The sequence below is a fragment of the Bacillus atrophaeus genome (genome assembly GCF_039519175.1).
GTDB lineage: Bacteria > Bacillota > Bacilli > Bacillales > Bacillaceae > Bacillus > Bacillus atrophaeus.
In genome coordinates this window covers 518007-540385 of the sequence record NZ_CP154443.1, presented here as the reverse complement: position 1 = coordinate 540385, position 22379 = coordinate 518007, and the positions used below count along the sequence as shown (strand labels likewise).

Genomic DNA, 22379 nt, shown 5'->3' with positions numbered 1-22379 from the left:
TTTATTCCCCAATTTTCTTCACCGAATGGCGGATGATTAATTCCGGTTCGAAAATCACATCATCCTGCTTTGGCTTTTTATGTTCCAGACAGTCAATCACATATTTCGCTGCGGCTTTTCCCATCGCGGATTTCGGATGCTTCACCGAAGTCAGCTTCACCTCGGAAATCTGGGCGAAATGAGAATCATCATAACCGACGATCGAAATATCGTCAGGCACCTTCAGACCGATGTCACGGATCGTATTAATGACCTTCAAAGCGATTTCATCATTGTAGCAAAGGATCGCCGACGGCCTGCTGCTGTTCCTTTCAAGAATGTGTTTCACTTTTTCCAGTAAAATCAATTCCTTTTCCTCTGTTGTAAACGTAACAATCATGTCAGGGGAAGGAAATAGCTGGCGGTCGCGGTGTGCCTGAATATAACCGTTCATTCGTTTGACGCCCTGCGTGTCATCGGCTTTAAAAATCCCCATAATCTGAGTGTGCCCGAGAGAAAACAGATGCTCGGCTGCCATCATGCCGCCTTTTATGTCATCTACCCGAAAGCTTGGCGCCGCCAGCTCAGCATACGATGCGTTCATCATCGCAAACGGGATTCCGTTTTTTTCGAGGTTAAGATAATAACCAATATTCGGGGTTTGCATTGCGCTTTTCGTCGGTTCGACAATGAGTCCGTCAATATTTTTAGACAGCAGGTTCTCTAGGCCTCTTCTTTCGTTTTCTGTCTGATTGTTTGTGCTTGTAAGCAGCATGGAATAGCCCTTCTCGCTTAAATAAGACTCAATCCCCCTGATAATGCTCGGAAAAATATAGTCTGATATGTATGTTGTCAGAACACCGATCGTTTTATTGGAATGGATGGCCGACTTTGAGGAGCGGGAGGCAACAAAAGTGCCCCCGCCTTGCACGCTGTAAAGCAGTCCTTGTGACACGAGGTCTCCGATTGCTTTACGTATCGTATGGCGGCTAACACCGAATTGCTGCATTAATTCACTTTCTGTCGGCAGTTTTTGATCAGGCAGAATTTTGCCTTGATTAATCCATGAACAAATTTCTTCTTTTACTTGAACATATTTCGGTAACATGTGAATTCCTCCAAAATGTATACGCACAAATTTTAGTATAACACAGCCATCTGTACAATAAAATGTAATAAACTCATGTTCAGATTTATTTGTACGTTCAAATGAAGGATTATTGCAGATTATGTTGAATATAAGTACGTACAACATGTTTATTCACACAAAAATGAAAACGCTTTTATTAACGCATTGCTATAGGAGGGTGTATAACATGAAGAATAATCCGGCACAAACTGAACCGAATGTCCCTGTAACGAGAGGCCATTCAATGGGTTTTGTGATTCTCATTTCTTGTGCGGCCGGGCTGGGCGGATTGCTGTACGGCTATGACACGGCGGTGATTTCTGGAGCGATCGGCTTCCTGAAGGATTTATATCGCCTGACCCCCTTTATGGAGGGTCTTGTGATTTCCAGCATTATGATCGGCGGTGTATTTGGCGCCGGTATTTCCGGATTTTTGAGTGATAGGTTCGGGCGAAAAAAAATCTTGATGACGGCGGCCCTTCTATTCGCCATTTCCGCCGTGGTTTCAGCAATTTCCCGCGATGTTTCTACATTAATTATTGCGCGGGTGATCGGCGGCTTGGGTATCGGCATGGCTTCCTCGCTGTCCGTAACCTATATTACGGAAGCCGCTCCGCCGGCGATACGCGGCAGTTTGTCTTCTCTTTACCAGCTTTTTACGATCCTAGGCATCTCGGCAACGTATTTTATTAATCTGGCGGTTCAAAGGTCAGGCACATACGAATGGGGCGTGCATACCGGATGGAGATGGATGCTTGCCTATGGGATGATTCCGTCAGTGATCTTCTTTCTTGTTCTGCTGGTTGTGCCTGAGAGTCCGCGATGGCTGGCAAAAGCGGGCCGGACCAAAGAAGCTTTGGCCGTTCTTCAGCGAATAAACGGGGAAGCCGCAGCTAAAGAAGAAATCAAAAATATCGAAAAATCCTTGCAAATTGAAAAGATGGGGTCATTATCCCAGCTTTTCAAACCCGGTCTTAGAAAAGCCCTTGTCATCGGTATTCTGTTAGCCCTTTTTAATCAGGTAATCGGGATGAACGCGATTACCTATTATGGGCCGGAAATTTTCAAAATGATTGGTTTTGGCCAGAACGCAGGGTTTGTCACGACTTGTATTGTCGGAGTTGTGGAAGTGATTTTTACGGTCATTGCCGTCTTGCTCATTGATAAAGTCGGCCGGAAAAAATTAATGTCCATCGGATCTGCATTTATGGCTGTTTTTATGATTTTAATCGGAACATCATTTTATTTTCATCTGACAAGCGGTCTTATGCTGATCTTTTTCATTTTAGGCTTTGTCGCTGCATTCTGTGTATCGGTCGGACCGATCACATGGATCATGATTTCAGAAATATTCCCGAATCATCTCCGCGCAAGAGCAGCAGGAATCGCCACTATATTTTTATGGGGCGCCAACTGGGCGATCGGGCAATTTGTGCCGATGATGATCAGCTCATTCGGCCTTGCGTATACCTTCTGGATCTTCGCCGTCATCAACATTCTTTGCTTTCTGTTTGTATTCACGATTTGCCCGGAAACGAAAAACAAATCCCTTGAAGAGATCGAACAGCTTTGGATAAAAGATAAAAATGAAAGCGTTTCAAATTTTAATTGAAAACCGGAGTCCTTTCATTCGAGAGGACTTTTTTTAATTCATCTGCACGCATGTCAAGCAGCCTGTATATAATGAATCTATATCAGCCATACTAAAATAAGAGGCAAGCCGGGCTGCAGGCAGTGCGAATATTGTCGATAATTAACCTTTAACAGTTGAATAAACAATTACACCCTGTTAAAATAATTAAAGAAAGCAGAAATAATTTTTTTTGGCTATGATGGGACGTTTTTTGTCATAGTGGGACGTTTTAAGTCCAGGTGTGAATAGAAAGGAACGTTTAAACCATGAACCAATTAATACAAGCACAAAAAAAATTATTGCCTGATCTTCTGGTTGTGATGCAAAAAAGATTCGAAATCTTGCAGTATATCAGGCTGACAGAACCCATTGGGCGAAGAAGCCTGTCTGCCAGTCTCGGAATCAGTGAGCGTGTGTTGAGAGGTGAGGTTCAGTTTCTTAAAGAACAGAACCTGGTCGAAATTAAAACAAACGGCATGACATTGACGGAAGAAGGCTACTCACTGCTTTCTATTCTGGAAGATACGATGAAAGATGTTTTAGGTTTGACTGTTTTGGAAAAGACATTAAAGGAACGTTTAAATCTAAGGGATGCCATCATCGTATCCGGAGACAGCGACCAATCTCCTTGGGTCAAAAAAGAATTAGGGAGAGCGGCTGTCGCATGTATGAAAAAAAGATTTTCTGGAAAAAATATCGTCGCTGTTACTGGCGGTACGACAATTGAGGCTGTCGCTGAGATGATGACGCCGGATTCAAAGAACCGTGAGCTTTTGTTTGTGCCTGCAAGAGGCGGTTTAGGCGAGAATGTCAAAAATCAGGCGAACACCATATGTGCGCATATGGCAGAAAAGGCTTCAGGCACTTACCGGCTTTTGTTTGTTCCGGGACAGCTGTCTCAAGGCGCATACTCATCTATTATTGAAGAGCCTTCGGTTAAAGAGGTGCTGACCACGATTAAATCCGCAAGTATGCTGGTTCACGGAATCGGCGAAGCTAAAACAATGGCGGAGCGGCGAAACACACCTCTGGAAGACTTAAAGAAAATTGATGAAAACCACGCCGTGACAGAAGCTTTCGGCTACTACTTTAATTCTGACGGTGAAGTTGTCCATAAGGTGCATTCGGTCGGAATGCAGCTGGATGACCTTGACGCGATTCCGGATATTATCGCGGTAGCGGGCGGATCATCAAAAGCCGGGGCGATCGAGGCTTACTTTAAAAAGCCCCGCAATACGGTCCTCGTCACTGACGAAGGAGCGGCAAAGAAGTTATTAAGGGATATAAACAGTCCCTCAATATAAATATCTCTCACTTATTTAAAGGAGGAAACAATCATGGCAGTAAAAGTCGGTATTAACGGATTTGGTCGTATTGGACGTAACGTATTCCGCGCAGCGTTAAAAAATTCTGAAGTTGAGGTAGTAGCAGTTAACGATTTAACAGACGCTAATATGCTTGCTCATCTTTTACAATATGATTCTGTACACGGAAAATTGGACGCAGAAGTTTCTGTTGACGGAAACAACCTAGTGGTAAACGGCAAAACAATCGAGGTTTCTGCTGAACGCGATCCTGCTAAACTTAGCTGGGGCAAACAAGGCGTTGAAATCGTAGTTGAATCTACTGGTTTCTTCACAAAACGCGCAGACGCTGCAAAACACTTAGAAGCTGGCGCGAAAAAAGTAATCATCTCTGCACCTGCTAACGAAGAAGATATCACAATTGTAATGGGTGTTAACGAAGACAAATACGATGCGGCTAACCATGACGTTATCTCTAATGCTTCATGTACAACAAACTGCTTAGCTCCATTCGCAAAAGTACTTAACGATAAATTCGGCATCAAACGCGGTATGATGACAACTGTTCACTCTTACACGAATGATCAGCAAATCCTTGATCTTCCGCACAAAGACTACCGTCGTGCGCGTGCAGCAGCTGAAAACATCATCCCAACATCAACTGGTGCTGCAAAAGCTGTTTCTCTAGTTCTTCCTGAACTAAAAGGAAAACTAAACGGCGGAGCAATGCGTGTTCCAACTCCAAACGTATCTCTAGTTGACTTGGTTGCTGAACTTAACCAAGACGTAACGGCTGAAGATGTAAATGCAGCTCTTAAAGAAGCGGCTGAAGGAGATCTTAAAGGAATCCTTGGCTACAGCGAAGAGCCATTAGTTTCTGGTGACTACAATGGTAACCAAAACTCTTCTACAATCGATGCTCTTTCTACAATGGTAATGGAAGGCAGCATGGTAAAAGTAATCTCTTGGTACGATAACGAAAGCGGATATTCTAACCGCGTTGTGGATCTTGCAGCTTACATCGCGAAACAAGGTCTTTAAATCATAGCTGATAAAGGGCCGGACTTGGTTCTTTTGTATAGAAACGCTATAATGAAAGCGGACAAGGGAAGGGGACGGACTCCCTTTCCCTTTTTCCATGAAGACCGGCTTTCAGAAAACGCCGGATAAGTGCTTACCCCGCGTTTTGCTTGCGTTTAGCGGCGCCTTCATGTTTTTGGCCGACTGCCCTGGCTAAAACCATGATCTGCCCTGTGCCGGCTTTCGTTTGCAATCTGCCCCGCGGTTTAAGAGTGCTTGATCAGGCGGTTTCACGTTTTTCGTGCTGTTTGTAAACCATTTTGAAGGAGGATCTCCTAAAGCATGAATAAGAAAACTTTAAAAGACATCGACGTAAAAGGTAAGGTTGTATTCTGCCGCGTTGACTTTAACGTTCCAATGAAAGACGGGGAAGTAACAGACGATACTCGTATCCGCGCTGCGCTTCCAACAATCAAACACCTTGCAGACCAAGGCGCGAAAGTCCTTCTAGCGAGCCATTTAGGCCGCCCGAAAGGCGAAGTCGTTGAGGAGCTTCGTTTAACTCCTGTCGCAGCGCGTTTAGGAGAACTGCTTGGCAAAGAAGTGAAAAAAGCGGATGAAGCTTACGGCGATGCTGTTCAAGCGCAAATTTCCGACATGAAGGACGGAGACGTTCTTGTGTTAGAAAACGTACGTTTCTATCCTGGCGAAGAAAAAAATGATCCTGAACTTTCAAAAGCATTCGCAGCGCTTGCTGACATATACGTGAATGATGCATTCGGCGCCGCTCACCGCGCGCACGCATCAACTGCGGGAATCGCTGAGCATCTGCCGGCTGTTGCAGGTTTCTTAATGGAGAAAGAGCTTGACGTTCTCGGAAAAGCGGTCTCCAATCCTGAGCGCCCGTTCACAGCAATCATCGGCGGAGCGAAAGTAAAAGACAAAATCGGCGTCATCGAAAGTCTTCTTGATAAAGTGGACAACCTGATTATCGGCGGCGGCCTTGCTTACACATTTGTAAAAGCGTTAGGCTACGAAGTCGGAAAATCTCTGCTTGAAGAAGATAAAATTGAGCTTGCGAAAACCTTTATGGACCGCGCAAAAGAAAAAGGCGTTAATTTCTACATGCCTGAAGATGTATTGGTAGCAGATGATTTCTCTAACGATGCAAACACAAAAATCGTGCCGATCTCTGAAATCCCTAGCGATTTAGAAGCAATTGACATCGGAACGAAAACACGTGAAACGTACGCTGATGTTATCAAAAACAGCAAGCTTGTCGTATGGAACGGACCTATGGGTGTATTCGAAATCGACTTGTTCGCACAAGGAACAAAAGCGGTTGCTGAAGCTTTGGCAGAGGCAAAAGATACATACTCTGTCATCGGCGGAGGAGATTCTGCGGCAGCGGTTGAGAAATTCGGCCTTGCTGATAAAATGAGCCACATTTCAACAGGCGGCGGCGCTTCTCTTGAATTCATGGAAGGCAAAGAGCTTCCTGGAGTCAGCGCGTTAAACGATAAGTAAGACAAAACTGCTATAAGGAAGTGGAACAGATGAGAAAACCAATTATAGCCGGTAACTGGAAAATGAACAAAACACTCGGCGAAGCTGTCAGCTTTGTTGAAGAAGTGAAATCTTCCATCCCAGCAGCAGACAAAGCTGAAGCTGTAGTTTGCGCACCAGCGCTTTTCTTAGAAAAACTGGCTACAGCTGTGAAAGGCACTGACCTTAAAGTCGGTGCCCAAAACATGCACTTTGAAGAAAACGGCGCGTTTACAGGCGAAATCAGCCCGGTAGCATTGAAAGACCTTGGCGTTGAATACTGCGTCATCGGCCACTCAGAGCGCCGCGAAATGTTCGCTGAAACGGACGAAACGGTAAACAAAAAAGCACACGCTGCTTTCAAACACGGCATTGTGCCGATTATCTGTGTAGGCGAAACGCTTGAAGAGCGTGAAGCAGGCAAAACAAACGATCTTGTTGCAGATCAAGTGAAAAAAGGCCTTGCCGGACTTTCTCAAGATCAAGTCGCAGAATCTGTTATTGCTTACGAGCCTATTTGGGCAATCGGAACAGGCAAATCTTCTACATCTCAAGATGCAAATGACGTGTGCGCGCACATCCGTCAAACAGTCGCTGGCGAATTCGGCCAAGAAACTGCTGACAAACTGCGCATTCAATACGGCGGAAGCGTAAAGCCTGCCAACATTAAAGAATATATGGCCCAGTCCGATATTGACGGTGCTTTGGTTGGCGGCGCAAGCTTAGAGCCTCAGTCATTCGTTCAATTATTGGAGGAAGGTCAATATGAGTAAAAAACCAGCTGCACTCATCATTCTTGATGGGTTCGGATTACGCAATGAAACAGTAGGTAACGCAGTAGCCCAAGCGAATAAACCGAATTTTGACCGCTATTGGAACCAGTATCCTCATCAGACATTGACTGCTTCAGGTGAAGCTGTCGGCCTCCCTGAGGGTCAAATGGGGAACTCCGAAGTCGGCCACTTAAATATCGGTGCCGGGCGCATCGTGTACCAAAGCTTAACACGCGTGAATGTTGCCATCCGTGAAGGAGAATTTGAACGCAATCAAACATTCCTTGACGCGATCAGCCACGCGAAAGAAAACAACAAAGCCTTGCACCTGTTCGGCCTTCTGTCTGACGGAGGCGTACACAGCCATATTAATCATTTGTTCGCACTGTTAAAGCTTGCGAAAAATGAAGGGCTGACAAAGGTATACATCCACGGTTTCTTGGACGGCCGCGATGTAGGTCCGCAAACAGCGAAAACTTACATTAAGCAGCTGAATGACCAAATCGAAGAAATCGGTATCGGCGAGATTGCCAGCATTTCCGGACGCTATTACTCGATGGACCGCGACAAACGCTGGGACCGTGTGGAAAAAGCGTACCGCGCAATGGCATACGGCGAAGGCCCGACATACCGCAGCGCGATGGATGTTGTTGAAGATTCTTATGCGAACGGAATTTATGATGAATTCGTCATTCCGTCCGTCATCACAAAAGAAAACGGTGAGCCTGTTGCGAAGATTCAGGACGGCGATTCTGTGATTTTCTATAATTTCAGACCGGACCGCGCTATCCAGATTTCCAACACGTTTACAAATAAAGATTTCCGCGATTTCGACCGCGGTGAAAATCATCCGAAGGACCTGCATTTCGTCTGCCTGACACATTTCAGTGAAACAGTTGACGGATATGTCGCGTTTAAACCGATGAATCTTGATAATACTGTCGGGGAAGTATTGGCACAGCATGGATTAAAACAGCTTCGCATTGCCGAAACTGAAAAGTATCCGCACGTCACGTTCTTTATGAGCGGCGGACGTGAAGCTGAATTCCCTGGTGAAGAACGCATCCTCATCAATTCGCCGAAAGTCGCAACGTACGACTTAAAGCCTGAGATGAGCGCGTATGAAGTAAAGGATGCGCTTGTGAAGGATATCGCTGATGACAAGCATGACGCGATTATCTTAAACTTTGCGAATCCGGATATGGTCGGACACTCCGGAATGGTGGAACCGACAATTAAAGCAATTGAAGCAGTGGATGAATGCTTAGGCGAAGTGGTTGATGCCATCATCGCTAAAGGCGGACACGCCATCATTACCGCTGATCACGGTAATGCTGACATTCTGATTACAGAATCAGGCGAACCGCACACTGCGCATACGACAAACCCTGTCCCTGTTATTGTGACAAAAGAAGGCGTGACATTGCGCGAGGGCGGAATCCTAGGCGACCTTGCACCAACGCTTCTTGACCTTCTGAACGTTGAAAAACCGAAAGAAATGACAGGAACATCTTTAATTCAAAAATAATTGCAAACAAAAAGGAGAGACAAACACATGCCATACATTGTTGATGTTTATGCACGCGAAGTATTAGACTCACGCGGCAACCCAACAGTTGAAGTTGAAGTATATACAGAATCAGGAGCATTCGGCCGCGCATTAGTTCCAAGCGGAGCTTCTACAGGTGAATACGAAGCAGTTGAGCTTCGTGACGGCGACAAAGACCGTTACCTTGGAAAAGGCGTGTTAACAGCTGTTAACAACGTAAACGAAATTATTTCTCCAGAGCTTCTTGGCTTTGATGTAACAGAACAAAACGCAGTTGACCAGCTTTTAATCGAGCTTGATGGAACTGAAAACAAAGGCAAGCTTGGCGCTAACGCAATCCTTGGTGTATCTATGGCTGTTGCACGCGCTGCTGCTGATTTCTTACAGATTCCTCTTTATCAATATCTTGGAGGATTCAACTCAAAAACGCTTCCTGTACCGATGATGAACATCGTCAACGGCGGAGAGCATGCTGATAACAACGTTGACATTCAAGAATTCATGATTATGCCTGTAGGTGCTGAGAACTTCCGTGAAGCGCTTCGCATGGGCGCTCAAATCTTCCACAGCTTGAAATCAGTTCTTGCTGCCAAAGGCATGAACACAGCTGTAGGTGACGAAGGCGGATTCGCTCCAAACCTAGGTTCTAACGAAGAAGCTCTTCAAACAATCGTTGAAGCGATTGAAAAAGCTGGATTCAAACCTGGTGAAGAAGTGAAATTGGCAATGGATGCTGCATCTTCTGAGTTCTACAACAAAGAAGACGGCAAATACCATCTTTCTGGCGAAGGCGTTGTTAAAACTTCTGCTGAAATGGTTGACTGGTACGAAGAAATGGCTTCTAAATACCCAATCATCTCAATCGAAGACGGCCTTGACGAAAACGACTGGGAAGGTCACAAACTTCTTACAGAACGCCTTGGCAAAAAAGTACAGCTTGTGGGTGACGATCTATTCGTTACAAACACGAAAAAATTGGCTGAAGGCATCAAAAATGGCGTAGGCAACTCTATCCTGATCAAAGTAAACCAAATCGGTACATTGACTGAAACATTCGATGCAATCGAAATGGCGAAACGCGCAGGATACACAGCTGTTATCTCTCACCGTTCTGGTGAAACAGAAGACAGCACAATCGCTGACATCGCTGTGGCAACAAACGCAGGCCAAATCAAAACAGGTGCTCCGTCTCGTACGGACCGTGTTGCGAAATACAACCAATTGCTTCGCATCGAAGACCAATTGGCTGAAACGGCTCAATATCACGGCATTAACACTTTCTACAACTTGAATAAGTAATAATAAAAGACCGCCGAGAATTTCTCGGCGGCTTTTTTATATCCGTATGAACTCAAAACCTCTTTGAGACTTTTTTACATCTCCATGTCTTTTCACTCAGCGAAAAACCAACAGTTCCCTCCTTTAAACGCGCCGTCCGCATCAAACTTTGACTTAATCACCGAGGCTGATTGAATCTGCTTCTCCTTTACCAGATCAGCAGGCACTCCCCATATAAAGCTTGCGGCAAGTGCTGCTGACATAAATACATATTTCATTAAATCCCTCCTCTTATTAAACTTCTTCTCTTCGGTTCAATCGTAATGAAACCATTCATGATTTGAGTGAGACAATAGGCTAGTCAAAGGAGGGCAATATGATGAAAGTAATGGTGTTTGCGGCACATCCAGATGATGAGATTATCGGAGTCGGCGGAGCGCTGGCTAAACATGTGCGCCAAGGGGACGAAGTATCAGCGGTCATCATGGCAGAGGGGAAATCGTCAAGAAAAGCTGATTATGTAAAACCTGAGGATTCAATTATGCAAGATTCAAACAATGAAACGAAACAGGCGCTCAGCACTCTTGGTATTGAAGATTTTGTCCGCTTAAACCTGCCTGATAATAGACTTGATTCTATGGATTTATTAGATGTTGTGAAAGAAGCAGAAAAACAAATCGAGCGGTTTCAGCCCGATATTGTGTATACCCAGTACGGAGGAGATATTAACATTGATCACACCGTCGTATTCAGAGCGGTGATGACGGCAACCCGCCCGCTCCCCGGTCATTCTGTTAAACAGGTGCTGGCTTATGAAACTTTATCTTCGACAGAATGGAATTATCTTCAGAAGGATCAATTTCACGCCAATTACTTCATCAATATTGAGGAAGAGCTTGATATGAAGCTGAAGGCCATGGCGTGCTATGGGTCTGAGCTTAGAGACTTTCCCCATCCCCGCTCTCTGCAAGCGATAGAAAATAATGCGTATGTATGGGGCGCAAAATCCGGCTTTAAAGCGGCAGAAGCGTTTATGCTTGTGAGAGGAACATGGTGAGGGCCTTATGATTGCTCAAATTCCTTTTTTCGGACTTGATCCGAAACAAATCGATGGCCGATGGGTCGAAGAAGGGTATGGGCTTGAAGCTAATATTTTTGACGGCCGCTCTTTTGAAGAAAAAGATTATGTGAAAAAGATCAATCAAACACTCGCATACGCACAACAGTTGCTTCCGTCTCTGTTAACGCTTCATTTTCCCACGGACAATGCAGATTATATTCATGAAAAACGCATCAAAGATCAGCTTCTCCATTTTGCGGAGCTCGCTGTGAAATACGATGCGAAGGGCATAACTGTTCATGCCAATCAATTTATGAATGTAGAAGAATTTCAACAATATGATCTGCAAGGAAACCGCAAAAAAATAATTGAATTTTTTGCAGAGTTTGATGAGGATTTGAAGGGCACGGATATTTGGATCGGTGTCGAAAACCTTCCGATCATCGGAAACCTGGGTGAAGATTTTGATCCGATTTTTATTTATCCTGAGGATTTTGAAGAGCTGGTTCAATTGAAATTGAGGCATGTCGGCATTACGTGGGATATATGCCACTGGGCGATCACCTACCAGACGCACTTATCATCCTCTCTTATGTTTCGAAATGAAACATTGAAGTATCCCGATTTTTTTCAGTTTCTTTCGTTAGAAGAAGCCATTAAACATTATCATTTCAGCTCCTTTCGACAGCTTGCTTTTCCGCATGGGGATGTCCGCTGTTTTGAGGGGCAGCATCCCAAAACAGGAACCATTGATGAACGTCTGCTCCGACAAGCGGCAGAGGAGTTAAAAACGCGTCATCAGGATGATGAAATGGGTATTGTATTTGAAGTGATGGAAACGGATTATACACAAAGGCAAGAATCATGGAGAACTCTAGAATGGTTCGGCGGTGCTTCTGATGAAAAGGATAAAAAACAGGCGTAATCAGACATATCGAACACCGAGTTATGCAAAACTTTGGGCTGCGCAGGTGTTTTCTTCGGCGGCGGATGGTGTATGGCTGATTGCGCTTCCGCTCCTTGTTTTGGATTTAACCGGCAGCAAAATTCTTGTCGGCGTTATTTCTTTTATTGAACTTGTGCCCTTAACATTTGGAGTGTTAACGGGGCCATTGATAGACTCTTTTCGTAAAAAATCTATTTTATATATATGCAACACGGGAAGAGCCGCCATTATGGTGCTTCTGGCGGTGCTTAGCGCAAACCATTTGTTATCCGTGTGGATAGCGGGAGCGTGCGCTTTTTTTCTTTCTCTGCAATCGATGCTCTTTGCGCCTGCGAAAGTTGCGCTCATTCCGCTGCTTGTCCGCCAAAAACATCTGGATCAGGCGACTTCTTTAATGAATACAAGTGATTTAATCGGCTTGATCGTCGGAAAACTGATTTGCGGTGTGTTACTGGCCACGATCCCGTTTAGCTTTCTGTTTACGATAAATGGGGCGGCTTTTTTCATCTCTGCCGTGCTGATTCTGCTCATTCGCACATCAGAACCTACTGTGCAAAAAAGCAAAGGAACAGAAGATATGAAGGCCGGTTATAGGATGCTGAAAGGAAATAAGACATGGCTGACATCTGTCGGGTATTTTTTCATTGTCAACCTTGTAATCGCCGGCCTGATTTCGGTTATGGGACCGATTCTTGCGGTTGAACGTTTTGGTAAGGATTATTCGGTCTGGTTTGCCGTTATGTATGCAATGTTCCAGGCGGGTATGCTGTTAGGAAATCTGGCTGTATTTTTTAAGTGGAATACGAAACATCTAGTCCGCTTATATCCGCGGACTTTAACGGGGGCGGGGGCACTTATTATGATCTTGTTCTTTCCGCTTCACGGATTTGAATGCGTGATCTTTCTTGTGCTTGGCATCATCATTTCATATATCGATGTGCAAACGGTGCTGTATTTTCAAAAAACAGTTCCGACCGCTTATTTTGGGAGGATCTTTGCTCTTATTTTTTCTATCGTAAAGATGGGAGAGCCGCTTTCGGCTGCTTTATATACGGCACTTCTGTTATTAATGACAGCAAACTACATTTTTCTGAGTATAGGACTATCTCTCATTTTGATCTTCTTCACTCTGTCAGTAATGCAGATTGTTCAAAGAACATCACATGAAAAAGCAGATCGGTCTGTCTGACAGGACATTAAAAAGAAGCGGCAGCCGACTTTTTCGCGGCAGCCGCTTCTTTTTATAAATCAAGATAAAGCCTCACCATATCCCGACACTGAATGCCGTTTTCAAAAATCTCCTCCTCATAATGTCTGATAAAAAAATCATGGTCAATAGCCTGCAGCCGGAATCCGCACTTTTGATAGAGAGACAGCTGATGAATGCTGGAATTTCCGGTACCAATCTCGATTGTGTCAGCTCCCCATCCCTTCGCCTTTTCAATGGCATCCTGCACAAGCTGTTTACCAATGCCTTTGTTCTGCATAGATTCTTTCACAGCGATATTGACGATTTCAGCCGTCTGCGGTCTGGTTTTTAAGAGTACATAGACTCCTGCCAGTTCTCTGCCGATCCAAGCTTCGTAACATTCGCCTCTTACCAGGTATTCATCAACAATTTCCTTTGAAGGATCCGCGAGCAGCAGAAGTTCATATAGCGCCTGATTCGCTTCTTTTGCTTTTTGAATGCTGAGTTGCATATTCACTCCACCTTTTTGTTATTGTCATAGTTATATATTTTGCTAATTCGCACCAATTTCAATCCATTCTATTATAAGATATATAAGATAGGAAATGTTATACAAGTTAGTAGAATTGAATAGGAGGAAAGTCATGTTTTTTTGTAAGGAATGCGGCCAAAAGAATAATGAAGGGGCAAAGTTTTGTAAAGAATGCGGCACCCCGATCGGAGGAAGCAGCATACAGGCAAATAAAGAAACAGCAAGCACTGCTGAAACGAGGCAGGCTCCGCGAAAACCAATCCCTAAGAAAACCATCATTTTATGGAGCAGCATTGCCGCAGCGTGCGTCATATTATTCGCCGCATATAAAACCGGAGCGTACCTTAATTCTAAAGACAGGTTAGTCGACAAATTTGAGCAGGCTGTAAATAATGAGGATAAAGAACAAATCGCTTCTCTCCTTACGCCTGTAAATGACAAGTTCAAACTTACTAAACAAAACGTAAAACCGTTTCTTGCATATTTAAAGGATCATCCTGACAAAAAAAATGAGCTTTTTGCATCGCTGCGTGATGAAACAGCCCAAAAGGAAATTGTATACGCGGAGAAAGACGGGAAAAGCTTGCTAGTATTTGACCATTATGATTTAAAGATAGCACCTGTTTATTTTGAAGTAACCAGCAATTATAAAAATACGGATCTCTATGTGAATAAAGAGGATGCCGGATCTGTAAAGAAAGCAGATCAAGCACAAACCCTCGGCCCGTACATTCCCGGCGAATATACAGTCTCAGCCAAACTGAAAAACGATGTAGTCGATCTTGTGAAAAAGGAAGAAATTCAGGCGGTTGGTGATAACAGCTTTCGTGTTGATCTCTCATTGGAAGCAGACGATGTGACATTCAGCTTAGCGGATGATATTAAGGATGGAAAGGGAGAATTGCTGATTAACGGTAAATCCATCCATAAGGATCCGTTCAAATCTGTCACATACGGCCCGCTTCTGACAGACGGATCAATGACTGCTGCTGTTGAAGCGGAGTTCCCATGGGGAAAAACAAAAACAGCGGGTGTGCCGATTGATAGCAAAGAAATGGAGTTAACGTTAATTCCTGACCAAGACACACAAGAAACAATCATGAATACGATTGTCAAAACGACAAAGCAATATTCCAAAGCGCTTTCTGATGGAAATACAGCTCAGATGACAGAGGCAAGTGCCAGTTGGAAAGCCGAAGTAAAAGATAACGTGGACTCGATGAAAAACACGGATTCTTACTTAAAAGATAAATATCTGGAAACAGACTTTGATTTGGATACATTTGCTCTATCCCAGAAAAATGACGGTACATGGCAGGCGGCAGTAACAGGAAAAGAACTTCACCAGTCGGCTAATTATAATGACTATACTAAACCTGAAATGTCGGATGAGAGCCCGAGCTATGAATATCTGCTTTCATATGATAAAAAACAGAAAAAGTGGATTTTCGAAGATGCAGAATCAACTTTTGATTCTGCCGGAACAAATATAAAGAAAATAAAAAATGATCATGCAGAGACGTACACGTCAGCCTGGGCAGACTCAAAAGACAAGAAAGCAAGCGTAAGCCCATCGACCGACGATGTCACGGATGAACAAGTTACATCATTTATGGTTGATTATCTGACAAATCAATCAACCGCAGTGAATTTAAATGAATTTGCGGTCATGGAAGGCAATTTGGAAAAAGGAAGTTCATTATATAATGATCAGCAGAAATTGGTTAAGAAGTTGAACAGCGAGGGGACGACTGAAGTATTTATTGATGTAGAGGTAAAAAGCTTTAGTCAAAGCGGCTCGAATATCACAATTAAAACATATGAAGAATTTGATATTACAAAATCAGGCGGCAGTACAAAGCGCAGAACGTACAACTGGACCTACACCGGCACAGTGAAAGACGGAAGAATTTATTTAACGTCTATTCAATAAAAACAAACCCCCATACCAGCAGGCGATGGGGGTTTGTTTTTAAAAGAAGATATAATGGAAAATCTCTTTGATATAATGTTCGATGATTAACCGAAACGCAACGCACGTGATCAGATAAATCACAATGGTTGAGTAAATGATATCAGCCTTTCCTTTATACGAATGCTGGTAACTGCTCAGCATCGCAGGGGGAATAGCGAAGAATGCGCCGATTAAACCAATCGCTAACACGGTGAAACAAAGATCTGTATGTAATAAAAACAATAGAAGTGCAAGAATCAAGATAGCCGTATAGGGAATAAGAAACGCACCAAATCTAGAGAGTGAATCTTTAAATGACACTTGGTTTCCCGCGATTTTTAAGGAAAAAAAGATCAATGCATGCAACCCGAAAATAAAAAGGGCAAAGTAAATGGTTGGCTTTAAAAAGATTTCTGTAAAGCTCGCACTGCCGGGACCGTCTGAAAAAAGAATATAAAACATCAGCGGAGTTAGTAAACTGAAAAGCACCATTGTAATTATTCCGCTGATCAGCTGTTCTCCGCCTGTTGTTTTGCACTCCTGATAAGGACGTTTCAGAACAGCCAGGACAAATGAACCGAACTGCTTTGCTGCTTGTTTTGCAGCTTCAGCTCCCGCCTGTGCTCCTTGATTTTCGCCCGCTTGGCGTGGAAGAGGCGATCCGCATTTCTCACAAAACTTTCCGCCATCTGTTTGATGGCCGCATTGAGGACAATACATACTTTGACTCCTTTTCTTTGTAATATAGGGATATTGTACTAATTACCATTATAAAAGAAAAAAATTGAAAAGGAACCGTATTTCTAAAATATAACTTTATCTTCTTTGGCGGGCTAACCAAACTTGGGTAAAAAAACGAACCATGCGTCTTATTCGAAGTCTCCAATCCAATCGGCAATGTGCTGTTTTTATTACGCTGACGGAAGGCTGTACAGCTAAAGAAAGAATGGGCATCGCACGTAAGGCTGTCATTCTATCATTTTTTATTTTGACGGCGTTTCTTATATTCGGCCAGCTGATTTTTAAGCTGTTTGACATCAATATTCACGCACTTCGGGTGGCGGGCGGCATTTTTATTTTTGGCATCGCCTATAATTTATTAAATGCAAAAGAGTCTCATGTACAATCTCTTCATCACAATGAACATAGAGAGAGTAAGGAAAAAGCGGATATTTCGGTGACGCCGCTATCAATCCCGATTATTGCCGGACCGGGGACGATTGCGACCGTTATGAGCTTATCAGCCGGACATATCGGAGTCGTCCATTACATCAGTGTGATCATAGGTATAGCGGCTGTCATAGCGCTCACGTTTGTTTCGTTTCACTATTCATCTTTTATCAGCAATAAGCTTGGCAAGACGGAGATGAATGTCATTACCCGGCTGATGGGTTTGATTCTGGCGGTGACAGCAGTCGGAATGATCGGAGCAGGTCTGAAAGGAATGTTTCCTGTACTTGTTTCTTAACGATAAAAAAAGCAGTTCCCTTTTATTCACTGAGGGAGCTGCTTTTTATTGTTTTGGGGACATATTGAAAAACTTCTTCGCTTTCAAAAAAATCAATTAAGCGGCTCAGCCAATCATAATAATTAAGCCATTCTTTTAATTCAATCAAAAGCTGGTCAACCTTCGCTTCTGCTTCAGGGCTCAGATTTTCCTCTTTTAATAGATCAGTCAGCTCGCGGCTGAGTTTTTTGTGGAGCATTTTATTTTTGCTTACGACTTTTGTCCAATTCGCTGTAAATAAAGAAATGAAGGTTTGATAGTAGTCCTGTTCGACGTCATAGAGATCCTTTCTGACCCCTCTTTCAAACACTTTTTCTGCAAGGTTGGCATCTATCATTTCCCGGACAACTTGGCTCATCCGTGTTTTGCTCATTCCGGTAGCTTCAGAAAGCTCGCTTAACGTCATCGGCTTGCGGTTCATATAAATGATGCCGAGCACACGCCCGACAGTAGCGGGCATTCCAAACGTATGCATATTTTCCGCAATCTTCTCAATGAGGTGCTCCTCAGCATGTTCGATGATTTCAAGAGCATTTTTTTCCACAGATGATCATCCCTTCACTGACAATTCATGTTGTCAATATATCATATTTTTGGCAGTTGTTGAAAACGTTTATATGCTGAGGATAAGGGAGGAAATGAGAGAGATTGTAAGAACACTGCCGCTGGTTATGTCATAACAATAAATAATATGTGTATTACATGTAATTTCAACACATTGTAAACTTTTTATTTTATAAAGTTCATAATATAATAAAGGTTATACTTTTCAGAAAAATAACGGAAACCTGTTGGAGGTGCACGGATTGCTGAAATTAGAAAATGTTTCAAAAATATATAAAGGCGGAAAAAAAGCTGTCAACAGCATCAATTTAGATATCGCTAAAGGCGAGTTCATCTGTTTTATCGGGCCGAGCGGATGCGGAAAAACGACGACGATGAAAATGATTAACCGTTTGATTGAGCCTTCGTCAGGCAAGATTTTTATCGACGGCGAAAACATCATGGAGCAGGACCCGGTTGAGCTGAGAAGAAAAATCGGCTATGTGATCCAGCAGATTGGTTTATTTCCCCACATGACCATCCAGCAAAACATTTCACTCGTTCCGAAACTGCTGAAATGGCCGGAAGATAAACGGAAAGAACGGGCAAGAGAGCTGTTAAAGCTTGTTGATATGGGACCTGAATATTTAGAGCGTTATCCCCATGAGCTGAGCGGCGGCCAGCAGCAAAGAATCGGCGTGCTAAGGGCGCTGGCAGCGGAACCTCCTCTTATTTTAATGGATGAACCGTTCGGAGCGCTTGATCCGATTACACGTGATTCTCTTCAAGAAGAATTCAAAAAACTGCAAAGAACATTAAACAAAACCATTGTCTTTGTGACCCACGATATGGATGAGGCCATTAAGCTTGCCGATCGTATCGTCATTTTAAAGGGAGGAGAGATCGTGCAAGTCGGATCGCCTGATGACATTCTCCGAAATCCGGTCAATGAATTCGTAGAAGAATTTATCGGAAAAGAAAGGCTGCTTCAATCCCGGCCTGATATCGAGCGAGTTGAGCAAATGATGAATAAAAAGCCAGTTACCATTACGGCGGATAAAACACTTTCTCAAGCCATTCAATTGATGAGAGAACAACGTGTGGATTCACTGCTGGTTGTTGATGAGCAAAATGTGCTTCAGGGCTATGTCGATGTCGAAATCATAGATGAAAAACGGAAAAAAGCAAGCCTTGTCGGCGATGTGCTCCGTTCTGATATTTATACGGTGCAAAGCGGAACCCTCCTTCGCGATACGGTCCGCAAGATTTTAAAACGGGGAATCAAATATGTTCCGGTAGTTGATGAAGAGAATCATCTGGTCGGCATTGTGACGAGAGCGAGCCTTGTAGATATTGTGTACGATTCAATTTGGGGAGAAGAAGACCAATTAGTGACGACATAATGTGAGGAGGTGCTCTTTAGAATGAATCAGTTTATTGATTTTTTGCAAACGAACGGCGGAGAAATGCTTTATAAAACATGGGAGCATTTATATATTTCTATTATTGCCGTTATATTAGGCATTCTTGTTGCCGTGCCGCTTGGTGTCGTTCTGGCGAGAATGAAGAAAGGGGCCGGCACGATCATCGGTATCGTCAACATTGTGCAAACCTTGCCGAGCCTTGCCATTTTAGCCTTTTTTATTCCTTTGCTCGGCGTAGGAAAAGTACCGGCTATCGTCGCGTTATTTTTCTACTCCGTACTGCCGATTCTCAGAAATACCTATACAGGCATTCAAGGGGTAAACAAGAACCTGCTGGAGTCAGGGAAAGGAATCGGAATGACCGGCTGGGAGCAGATCCGGTTAGTCGAGCTTCCGCTTGCGGTGCCGATTATTATGGCGGGAATCCGAACGTCTACAATCTATTTGATCGGCTGGGCGACACTCGCGTCCTTTATAGGAGGCGGCGGACTGGGTGATTATATTTTTATCGGATTGAACCTGTATCAGCCTGAATATATCATCGGAGGCGCGGTGCCGGTCACGATTTTAGCAATTATAATTGATTATCTGCTGGCTGTAACAGAACGGAAAGTGACACCCAAAGGACTGCAAGGGATGAAGGAAGTTTCATAAGGAGTTGGCTGTCTTGAAAAATAAACGAATCAGATGGTTTGGCGCGTTAGCTCTCGCTTCAGCTCTGCTGTTAGGCGGCTGTTCACTGCCGGGGCTCAGCGGAGCTTCAGATCAAACGATTAAAATTGGCGCGCAGAGCATTACAGAGTCGGAAATATTAGCAAACATAATCGCTCAGCTTATCGAACATAACACGGACTTGAATACAGCATTAATTAAAAATCTCGGCTCCAACTATGTGCAGCAGCAGGCGATGGTCGGCGGTGATATTGATATTTCCGCCACCCGTTATTCCGGGACGGACTTAACGAGCACCCTCGGAATGGAGGCGGAGAAAGACCCGAAAAAAGCGCTGGACATTGTGCAAAAAGAGTTTGAGAAGCGTTTTAAATATAGATGGTTTGATTCTTACGGGTTTGAAAACACATACGCGTTTACTGTGTCAAAAGAGCTTGCTGAGAAAGACCATTTGAATACTGTTTCAGATATTAAGAAAAACGCAGACAAATACAAGCTGGGAGTCGACAATGCGTGGCTGAAGCGGAAAGGCGACGGCTACAAAGGGTTTGTCAGCACGTATGGGTTTGAGTTCGGAACAACCTATCCGATGCAGATCGGTCTTGTGTATGACGCAGTAAAAAACGGAAAGATGGACGCCGTTCTTGCCTATTCTACAGACGGACGGATTAAGGCGTATGATTTGAAAATCTTAAAAGACGATAAGCAATTTTTCCCGCCCTATGACTGTTCGCCGGTTGTTCCCGAGAAAGTGCTGAAACAGCATCCGGAACTTGAAGGCCTTTTGAATAAGCTGATCGGACAAATTGATACGGAAACAATGCAGGAGCTGAACTACGAAGTGGACGGAAAGCTGAAAGAACCGTCAGTTGTGGCGAAAGAATTTTTGGAGAAACACGATTACTTTGAGTAAGAAACGAGGTGGAGCAGATGGAAGTGTTACAGCAGCTTGGCACTTATTATTCACAAAACGGCGGTTACGTGCTGCATGAGTTTTACCGCCATTTTCTGATGTCAGTGTATGGCGTTTTATTCGCGGCTGTTATCGGCATTCCCACAGGGATTTTCATCGCCAGATACAGAGCATTAAGCGGCTGGATTTTCGCGATTACAAATGTGATTCAGACAGTTCCCGCGCTCGCCATGCTCGCCGTCTTGATGCTTGTGATGGGGCTTGGCGCCAATACGGTAATCTTGTCTTTATTTCTGTATTCGCTTTTGCCGATTATCAGAAACACGTACACAGGCATTGTCAGCATTGAGCATGCGTACCTGGAATCAGGTAAAGCGATGGGTATGACGAAATTTCAGGTGCTCCGCATGGTGGAACTGCCGCTGGCGCTTTCGGTCATCATGGCGGGCCTCCGAACGGCGCTTGTCATTGCTATCGGCATTACGGCGATCGGAACATTCGTCGGTGCGGGCGGACTCGGCGATATCATCGTCAGAGGCTCAAACGCGACAAACGGCACCGCGATTATTTTAGCCGGCGCGATTCCGACCGCTCTAATGGCGGTTATCGCCGATTTGGTGATGAGCTGGCTTGAACGCGCATTAAGCCCGGTGAAAAAGAAAAAAGGAAAACAGCTGAAACCGACTGTTGTATCTTGAAGGTTTTAAAAAAACGCCTAGTATCTAAGGCGTTTTTTTTATGGTTTCGGGACATGCTTAAAAACCTCTTCACTCTCAAAAAATTCAATCAAACGGCTAATCCAGTTATAGTAATCGAGCCATTCCTTTAATTCTTTGAGCAATTCATTTATTTTTACTTCGGCTTCCGGGGAAAGGTCGCCCTCAAGAGCAGTCAGCAGCTCGCGGTTCAGCTTCTTATGCATCATTTTATTTTTGCTGACCACCTTGCTCCAGTTTGCCGAAAATAATGTGATAAAGGTTTGATAGTAATCCTGCTCTACATCGTATAGATCCTTACGCACGCCTTTTTCAAATACTTTTTCGGCTATATTCACATCAAGCATTTCCCGGACGACCTGGCTCATTCTTGTTTTGCTCATGCCGGTTTCTTCTGATAATTCGTTTAACGTCATGGGTTTGCGATTCATATAAATAATGCCCAAAATTCGCCCCACAGTCGAAGGCATTCCGAACGTGTGCATATTTTCCGCGATTCTGTCTATTAAATGGTCCTCTGCTTGTTCGATGATTGTTAAGGGATCCTTCTCCAACAGTTTCAATCCTTTCAGATGGCAATTCCGATGTCAATATACCACATTTTTAATACAACGAAAATGCTATAAATAGAGAATTTGGCAGGAAATTGGAGCAAATATAAGAACATCGGTGATGCATAGGGATAAATCAAGGCTTATACATACTTTATATAT

General features: G+C 43.8%; 21 protein-coding genes and 1 pseudogene. 16 read left to right on the top strand and 6 right to left on the bottom strand.

Annotated features, from left to right (window positions below; genetic code table 11):
* Position 1: 1 nt before the first annotated feature.
* Complete coding sequence (locus tag AAHT65_RS02865) at positions 2–1087, bottom strand: GntR family transcriptional regulator (RefSeq protein WP_199679774.1); 1086 nt, start codon at positions 1085–1087, stop codon at positions 2–4.
* Positions 1088–1295: 208 nt separating this feature from the next.
* Between AAHT65_RS02865 and AAHT65_RS02860 the strand changes: the two genes are divergently transcribed.
* From AAHT65_RS02860 to eno, 7 genes are all read left to right on the top strand, one after another.
* The gene (locus tag AAHT65_RS02860) at positions 1296–2720 is read left to right on the top strand and encodes a sugar porter family MFS transporter (RefSeq protein WP_061669237.1); all 1425 of its coding nucleotides are present in this window, start codon (positions 1296–1298) and stop codon (positions 2718–2720) included.
* Positions 2721–3007: 287 nt separating this feature from the next.
* Positions 3008–4045: a gapA transcriptional regulator CggR gene (cggR, locus tag AAHT65_RS02855; protein WP_010789975.1), complete on the top strand. Its 1038-nt coding sequence runs from the start codon at positions 3008–3010 to the stop codon at positions 4043–4045.
* 33 nt (positions 4046–4078) lie between these two features.
* Positions 4079–5086: a type I glyceraldehyde-3-phosphate dehydrogenase gene (gene gap, locus AAHT65_RS02850; RefSeq protein WP_003326869.1), complete on the top strand. Its 1008-nt coding sequence runs from the start codon at positions 4079–4081 to the stop codon at positions 5084–5086.
* A 321-nt stretch (positions 5087–5407) separates the two neighbouring features.
* The gene (locus tag AAHT65_RS02845; RefSeq protein ID WP_343310951.1) at positions 5408–6592 is read left to right on the top strand and encodes a phosphoglycerate kinase; all 1185 of its coding nucleotides are present in this window, start codon (positions 5408–5410) and stop codon (positions 6590–6592) included.
* A gap of 29 nt (positions 6593–6621) precedes the next feature.
* Positions 6622–7383 (top strand): triose-phosphate isomerase, encoded by a 762-nt coding sequence (gene tpiA, locus AAHT65_RS02840; protein ID WP_003326872.1) that lies wholly within the window; start codon positions 6622–6624, stop codon positions 7381–7383.
* Complete coding sequence (gene gpmI, locus AAHT65_RS02835; RefSeq protein WP_343310950.1) at positions 7376–8911, top strand: 2,3-bisphosphoglycerate-independent phosphoglycerate mutase; 1536 nt, start codon at positions 7376–7378, stop codon at positions 8909–8911. Before tpiA ends, gpmI begins: the two co-directional genes overlap by 8 nt.
* Positions 8912–8938: 27 nt before the next feature.
* Entirely contained in the window at positions 8939–10231 is a 1293-nt protein-coding gene (eno, locus tag AAHT65_RS02830) for a phosphopyruvate hydratase (RefSeq protein ID WP_010789972.1), read from the top strand.
* A 92-nt stretch (positions 10232–10323) separates the two neighbouring features.
* On the opposite strand, the gene AAHT65_RS02825 is transcribed toward eno, so the two are convergent.
* Positions 10324–10488 carry a hypothetical protein gene (locus tag AAHT65_RS02825; protein WP_343310949.1) on the bottom strand — a complete coding sequence of 55 codons (165 nt, stop codon included), beginning with the start codon at positions 10486–10488 and terminating at the stop codon, positions 10324–10326.
* Positions 10489–10589: 101 nt separating this feature from the next.
* On the opposite strand from AAHT65_RS02825, the gene AAHT65_RS02820 reads away from it, so the two are divergent.
* The 3 genes from AAHT65_RS02820 to AAHT65_RS02810 are packed head-to-tail and all read left to right on the top strand — an operon-like array spanning position 10590 to position 13405.
* On the top strand, positions 10590–11267 hold the full coding sequence (locus AAHT65_RS02820; RefSeq protein WP_088117987.1) for a PIG-L deacetylase family protein: 678 nt from the start codon (positions 10590–10592) through the stop codon (positions 11265–11267).
* Positions 11268–11274: 7 nt separating this feature from the next.
* A complete protein-coding gene (locus AAHT65_RS02815) occupies positions 11275–12195 on the top strand; it encodes a TIM barrel protein (RefSeq protein WP_063638008.1) in 921 nt (306 codons plus the stop codon).
* Positions 12170–13405 carry an MFS transporter gene (locus AAHT65_RS02810; protein WP_343310948.1) on the top strand — a complete coding sequence of 412 codons (1236 nt, stop codon included), beginning with the start codon at positions 12170–12172 and terminating at the stop codon, positions 13403–13405. Before AAHT65_RS02815 ends, AAHT65_RS02810 begins: the two co-directional genes overlap by 26 nt.
* 52 nt (positions 13406–13457) lie before the next feature.
* On the opposite strand, the gene AAHT65_RS02805 is transcribed toward AAHT65_RS02810, so the two are convergent.
* A complete protein-coding gene (locus AAHT65_RS02805) occupies positions 13458–13922 on the bottom strand; it encodes a GNAT family N-acetyltransferase (RefSeq protein ID WP_343310947.1) in 465 nt (154 codons plus the stop codon).
* A 127-nt stretch (positions 13923–14049) separates the two neighbouring features.
* Here AAHT65_RS02805 and AAHT65_RS02800 point away from each other — a divergent pair, with 127 nt between their 5' ends.
* Positions 14050–15870: a zinc ribbon domain-containing protein gene (locus tag AAHT65_RS02800; protein WP_343310946.1), complete on the top strand. Its 1821-nt coding sequence runs from the start codon at positions 14050–14052 to the stop codon at positions 15868–15870.
* Between the two features lie 39 nt (positions 15871–15909).
* On the opposite strand, the gene AAHT65_RS02795 is transcribed toward AAHT65_RS02800, so the two are convergent.
* A complete protein-coding gene (locus AAHT65_RS02795) occupies positions 15910–16611 on the bottom strand; it encodes a zinc ribbon domain-containing protein (protein ID WP_088117983.1) in 702 nt (233 codons plus the stop codon).
* A gap of 170 nt (positions 16612–16781) precedes the next feature.
* On the opposite strand from AAHT65_RS02795, the pseudogene AAHT65_RS02790 reads away from it, so the two are divergent.
* Positions 16782–17359 (top strand): annotated as a pseudogene (locus AAHT65_RS02790) (NAAT family transporter).
* Positions 17360–17381: 22 nt separating this feature from the next.
* Here AAHT65_RS02790 and AAHT65_RS02785 read toward each other — a convergent pair.
* Complete coding sequence (locus AAHT65_RS02785) at positions 17382–17942, bottom strand: GbsR/MarR family transcriptional regulator (RefSeq protein ID WP_010789958.1); 561 nt, start codon at positions 17940–17942, stop codon at positions 17382–17384.
* Between the two features lie 262 nt (positions 17943–18204).
* On the opposite strand from AAHT65_RS02785, the gene opuCA reads away from it, so the two are divergent.
* From opuCA to opuCD, 4 genes are read left to right on the top strand one after another with little or no spacing between them, the layout of a single operon-like run.
* Positions 18205–19344 (top strand): osmoprotectant ABC transporter ATP-binding protein OpuCA, encoded by a 1140-nt coding sequence (gene opuCA, locus AAHT65_RS02780; protein WP_063638004.1) that lies wholly within the window; start codon positions 18205–18207, stop codon positions 19342–19344.
* 21 nt (positions 19345–19365) lie between these two features.
* Complete coding sequence (locus AAHT65_RS02775) at positions 19366–20019, top strand: ABC transporter permease (RefSeq protein ID WP_010789956.1); 654 nt, start codon at positions 19366–19368, stop codon at positions 20017–20019.
* Between the two features lie 13 nt (positions 20020–20032).
* Positions 20033–20950: an osmoprotectant ABC transporter substrate-binding lipoprotein OpuCC gene (gene opuCC, locus AAHT65_RS02770; RefSeq protein ID WP_003326893.1), complete on the top strand. Its 918-nt coding sequence runs from the start codon at positions 20033–20035 to the stop codon at positions 20948–20950.
* A gap of 17 nt (positions 20951–20967) precedes the next feature.
* A complete protein-coding gene (gene opuCD, locus AAHT65_RS02765; protein WP_343310945.1) occupies positions 20968–21648 on the top strand; it encodes a glycine betaine/carnitine/choline/choline sulfate ABC transporter permease OpuCD in 681 nt (226 codons plus the stop codon).
* Positions 21649–21686: 38 nt separating this feature from the next.
* Here opuCD and AAHT65_RS02760 read toward each other — a convergent pair whose 3' ends face one another.
* Positions 21687–22220 carry a GbsR/MarR family transcriptional regulator gene (locus AAHT65_RS02760; protein WP_003326896.1) on the bottom strand — a complete coding sequence of 178 codons (534 nt, stop codon included), beginning with the start codon at positions 22218–22220 and terminating at the stop codon, positions 21687–21689.
* Between the last annotated feature and the right edge of the window lie 159 nt (positions 22221–22379).

Bases quoted from the DNA above. Each gene is read 5' to 3' on its own strand.
- AAHT65_RS02810 (WP_343310948.1), top strand. From the start codon at position 12,170: ATGAAAAGGATAAAAAACAGGCGTAATCAGACATATCGAACACCGAGT.
- AAHT65_RS02825 (WP_343310949.1), bottom strand. From the start codon at position 10,488: ATGAAATATGTATTTATGTCAGCAGCACTTGCCGCAAGCTTTATATGG.
- opuCD (WP_343310945.1), top strand. From the start codon at position 20,968: ATGGAAGTGTTACAGCAGCTTGGCACTTATTATTCACAAAACGGCGGT.
- AAHT65_RS02820 (WP_088117987.1), top strand. From the start codon at position 10,590: ATGAAAGTAATGGTGTTTGCGGCACATCCAGATGATGAGATTATCGGA.
- AAHT65_RS02815 (WP_063638008.1), top strand. From the start codon at position 11,275: ATGATTGCTCAAATTCCTTTTTTCGGACTTGATCCGAAACAAATCGAT.
- eno (WP_010789972.1), top strand. From the start codon at position 8,939: ATGCCATACATTGTTGATGTTTATGCACGCGAAGTATTAGACTCACGC.
- tpiA (WP_003326872.1), top strand. From the start codon at position 6,622: ATGAGAAAACCAATTATAGCCGGTAACTGGAAAATGAACAAAACACTC.
- cggR (WP_010789975.1), top strand. From the start codon at position 3,008: ATGAACCAATTAATACAAGCACAAAAAAAATTATTGCCTGATCTTCTG.
- AAHT65_RS02860 (WP_061669237.1), top strand. From the start codon at position 1,296: ATGAAGAATAATCCGGCACAAACTGAACCGAATGTCCCTGTAACGAGA.
- AAHT65_RS02845 (WP_343310951.1), top strand. From the start codon at position 5,408: ATGAATAAGAAAACTTTAAAAGACATCGACGTAAAAGGTAAGGTTGTA.
- AAHT65_RS02800 (WP_343310946.1), top strand. From the start codon at position 14,050: ATGTTTTTTTGTAAGGAATGCGGCCAAAAGAATAATGAAGGGGCAAAG.
- gpmI (WP_343310950.1), top strand. From the start codon at position 7,376: ATGAGTAAAAAACCAGCTGCACTCATCATTCTTGATGGGTTCGGATTA.
- AAHT65_RS02795 (WP_088117983.1), bottom strand. From the start codon at position 16,611: ATGTATTGTCCTCAATGCGGCCATCAAACAGATGGCGGAAAGTTTTGT.
- AAHT65_RS02865 (WP_199679774.1), bottom strand. From the start codon at position 1,087: ATGTTACCGAAATATGTTCAAGTAAAAGAAGAAATTTGTTCATGGATT.
- AAHT65_RS02775 (WP_010789956.1), top strand. From the start codon at position 19,366: ATGAATCAGTTTATTGATTTTTTGCAAACGAACGGCGGAGAAATGCTT.
- gap (WP_003326869.1), top strand. From the start codon at position 4,079: ATGGCAGTAAAAGTCGGTATTAACGGATTTGGTCGTATTGGACGTAAC.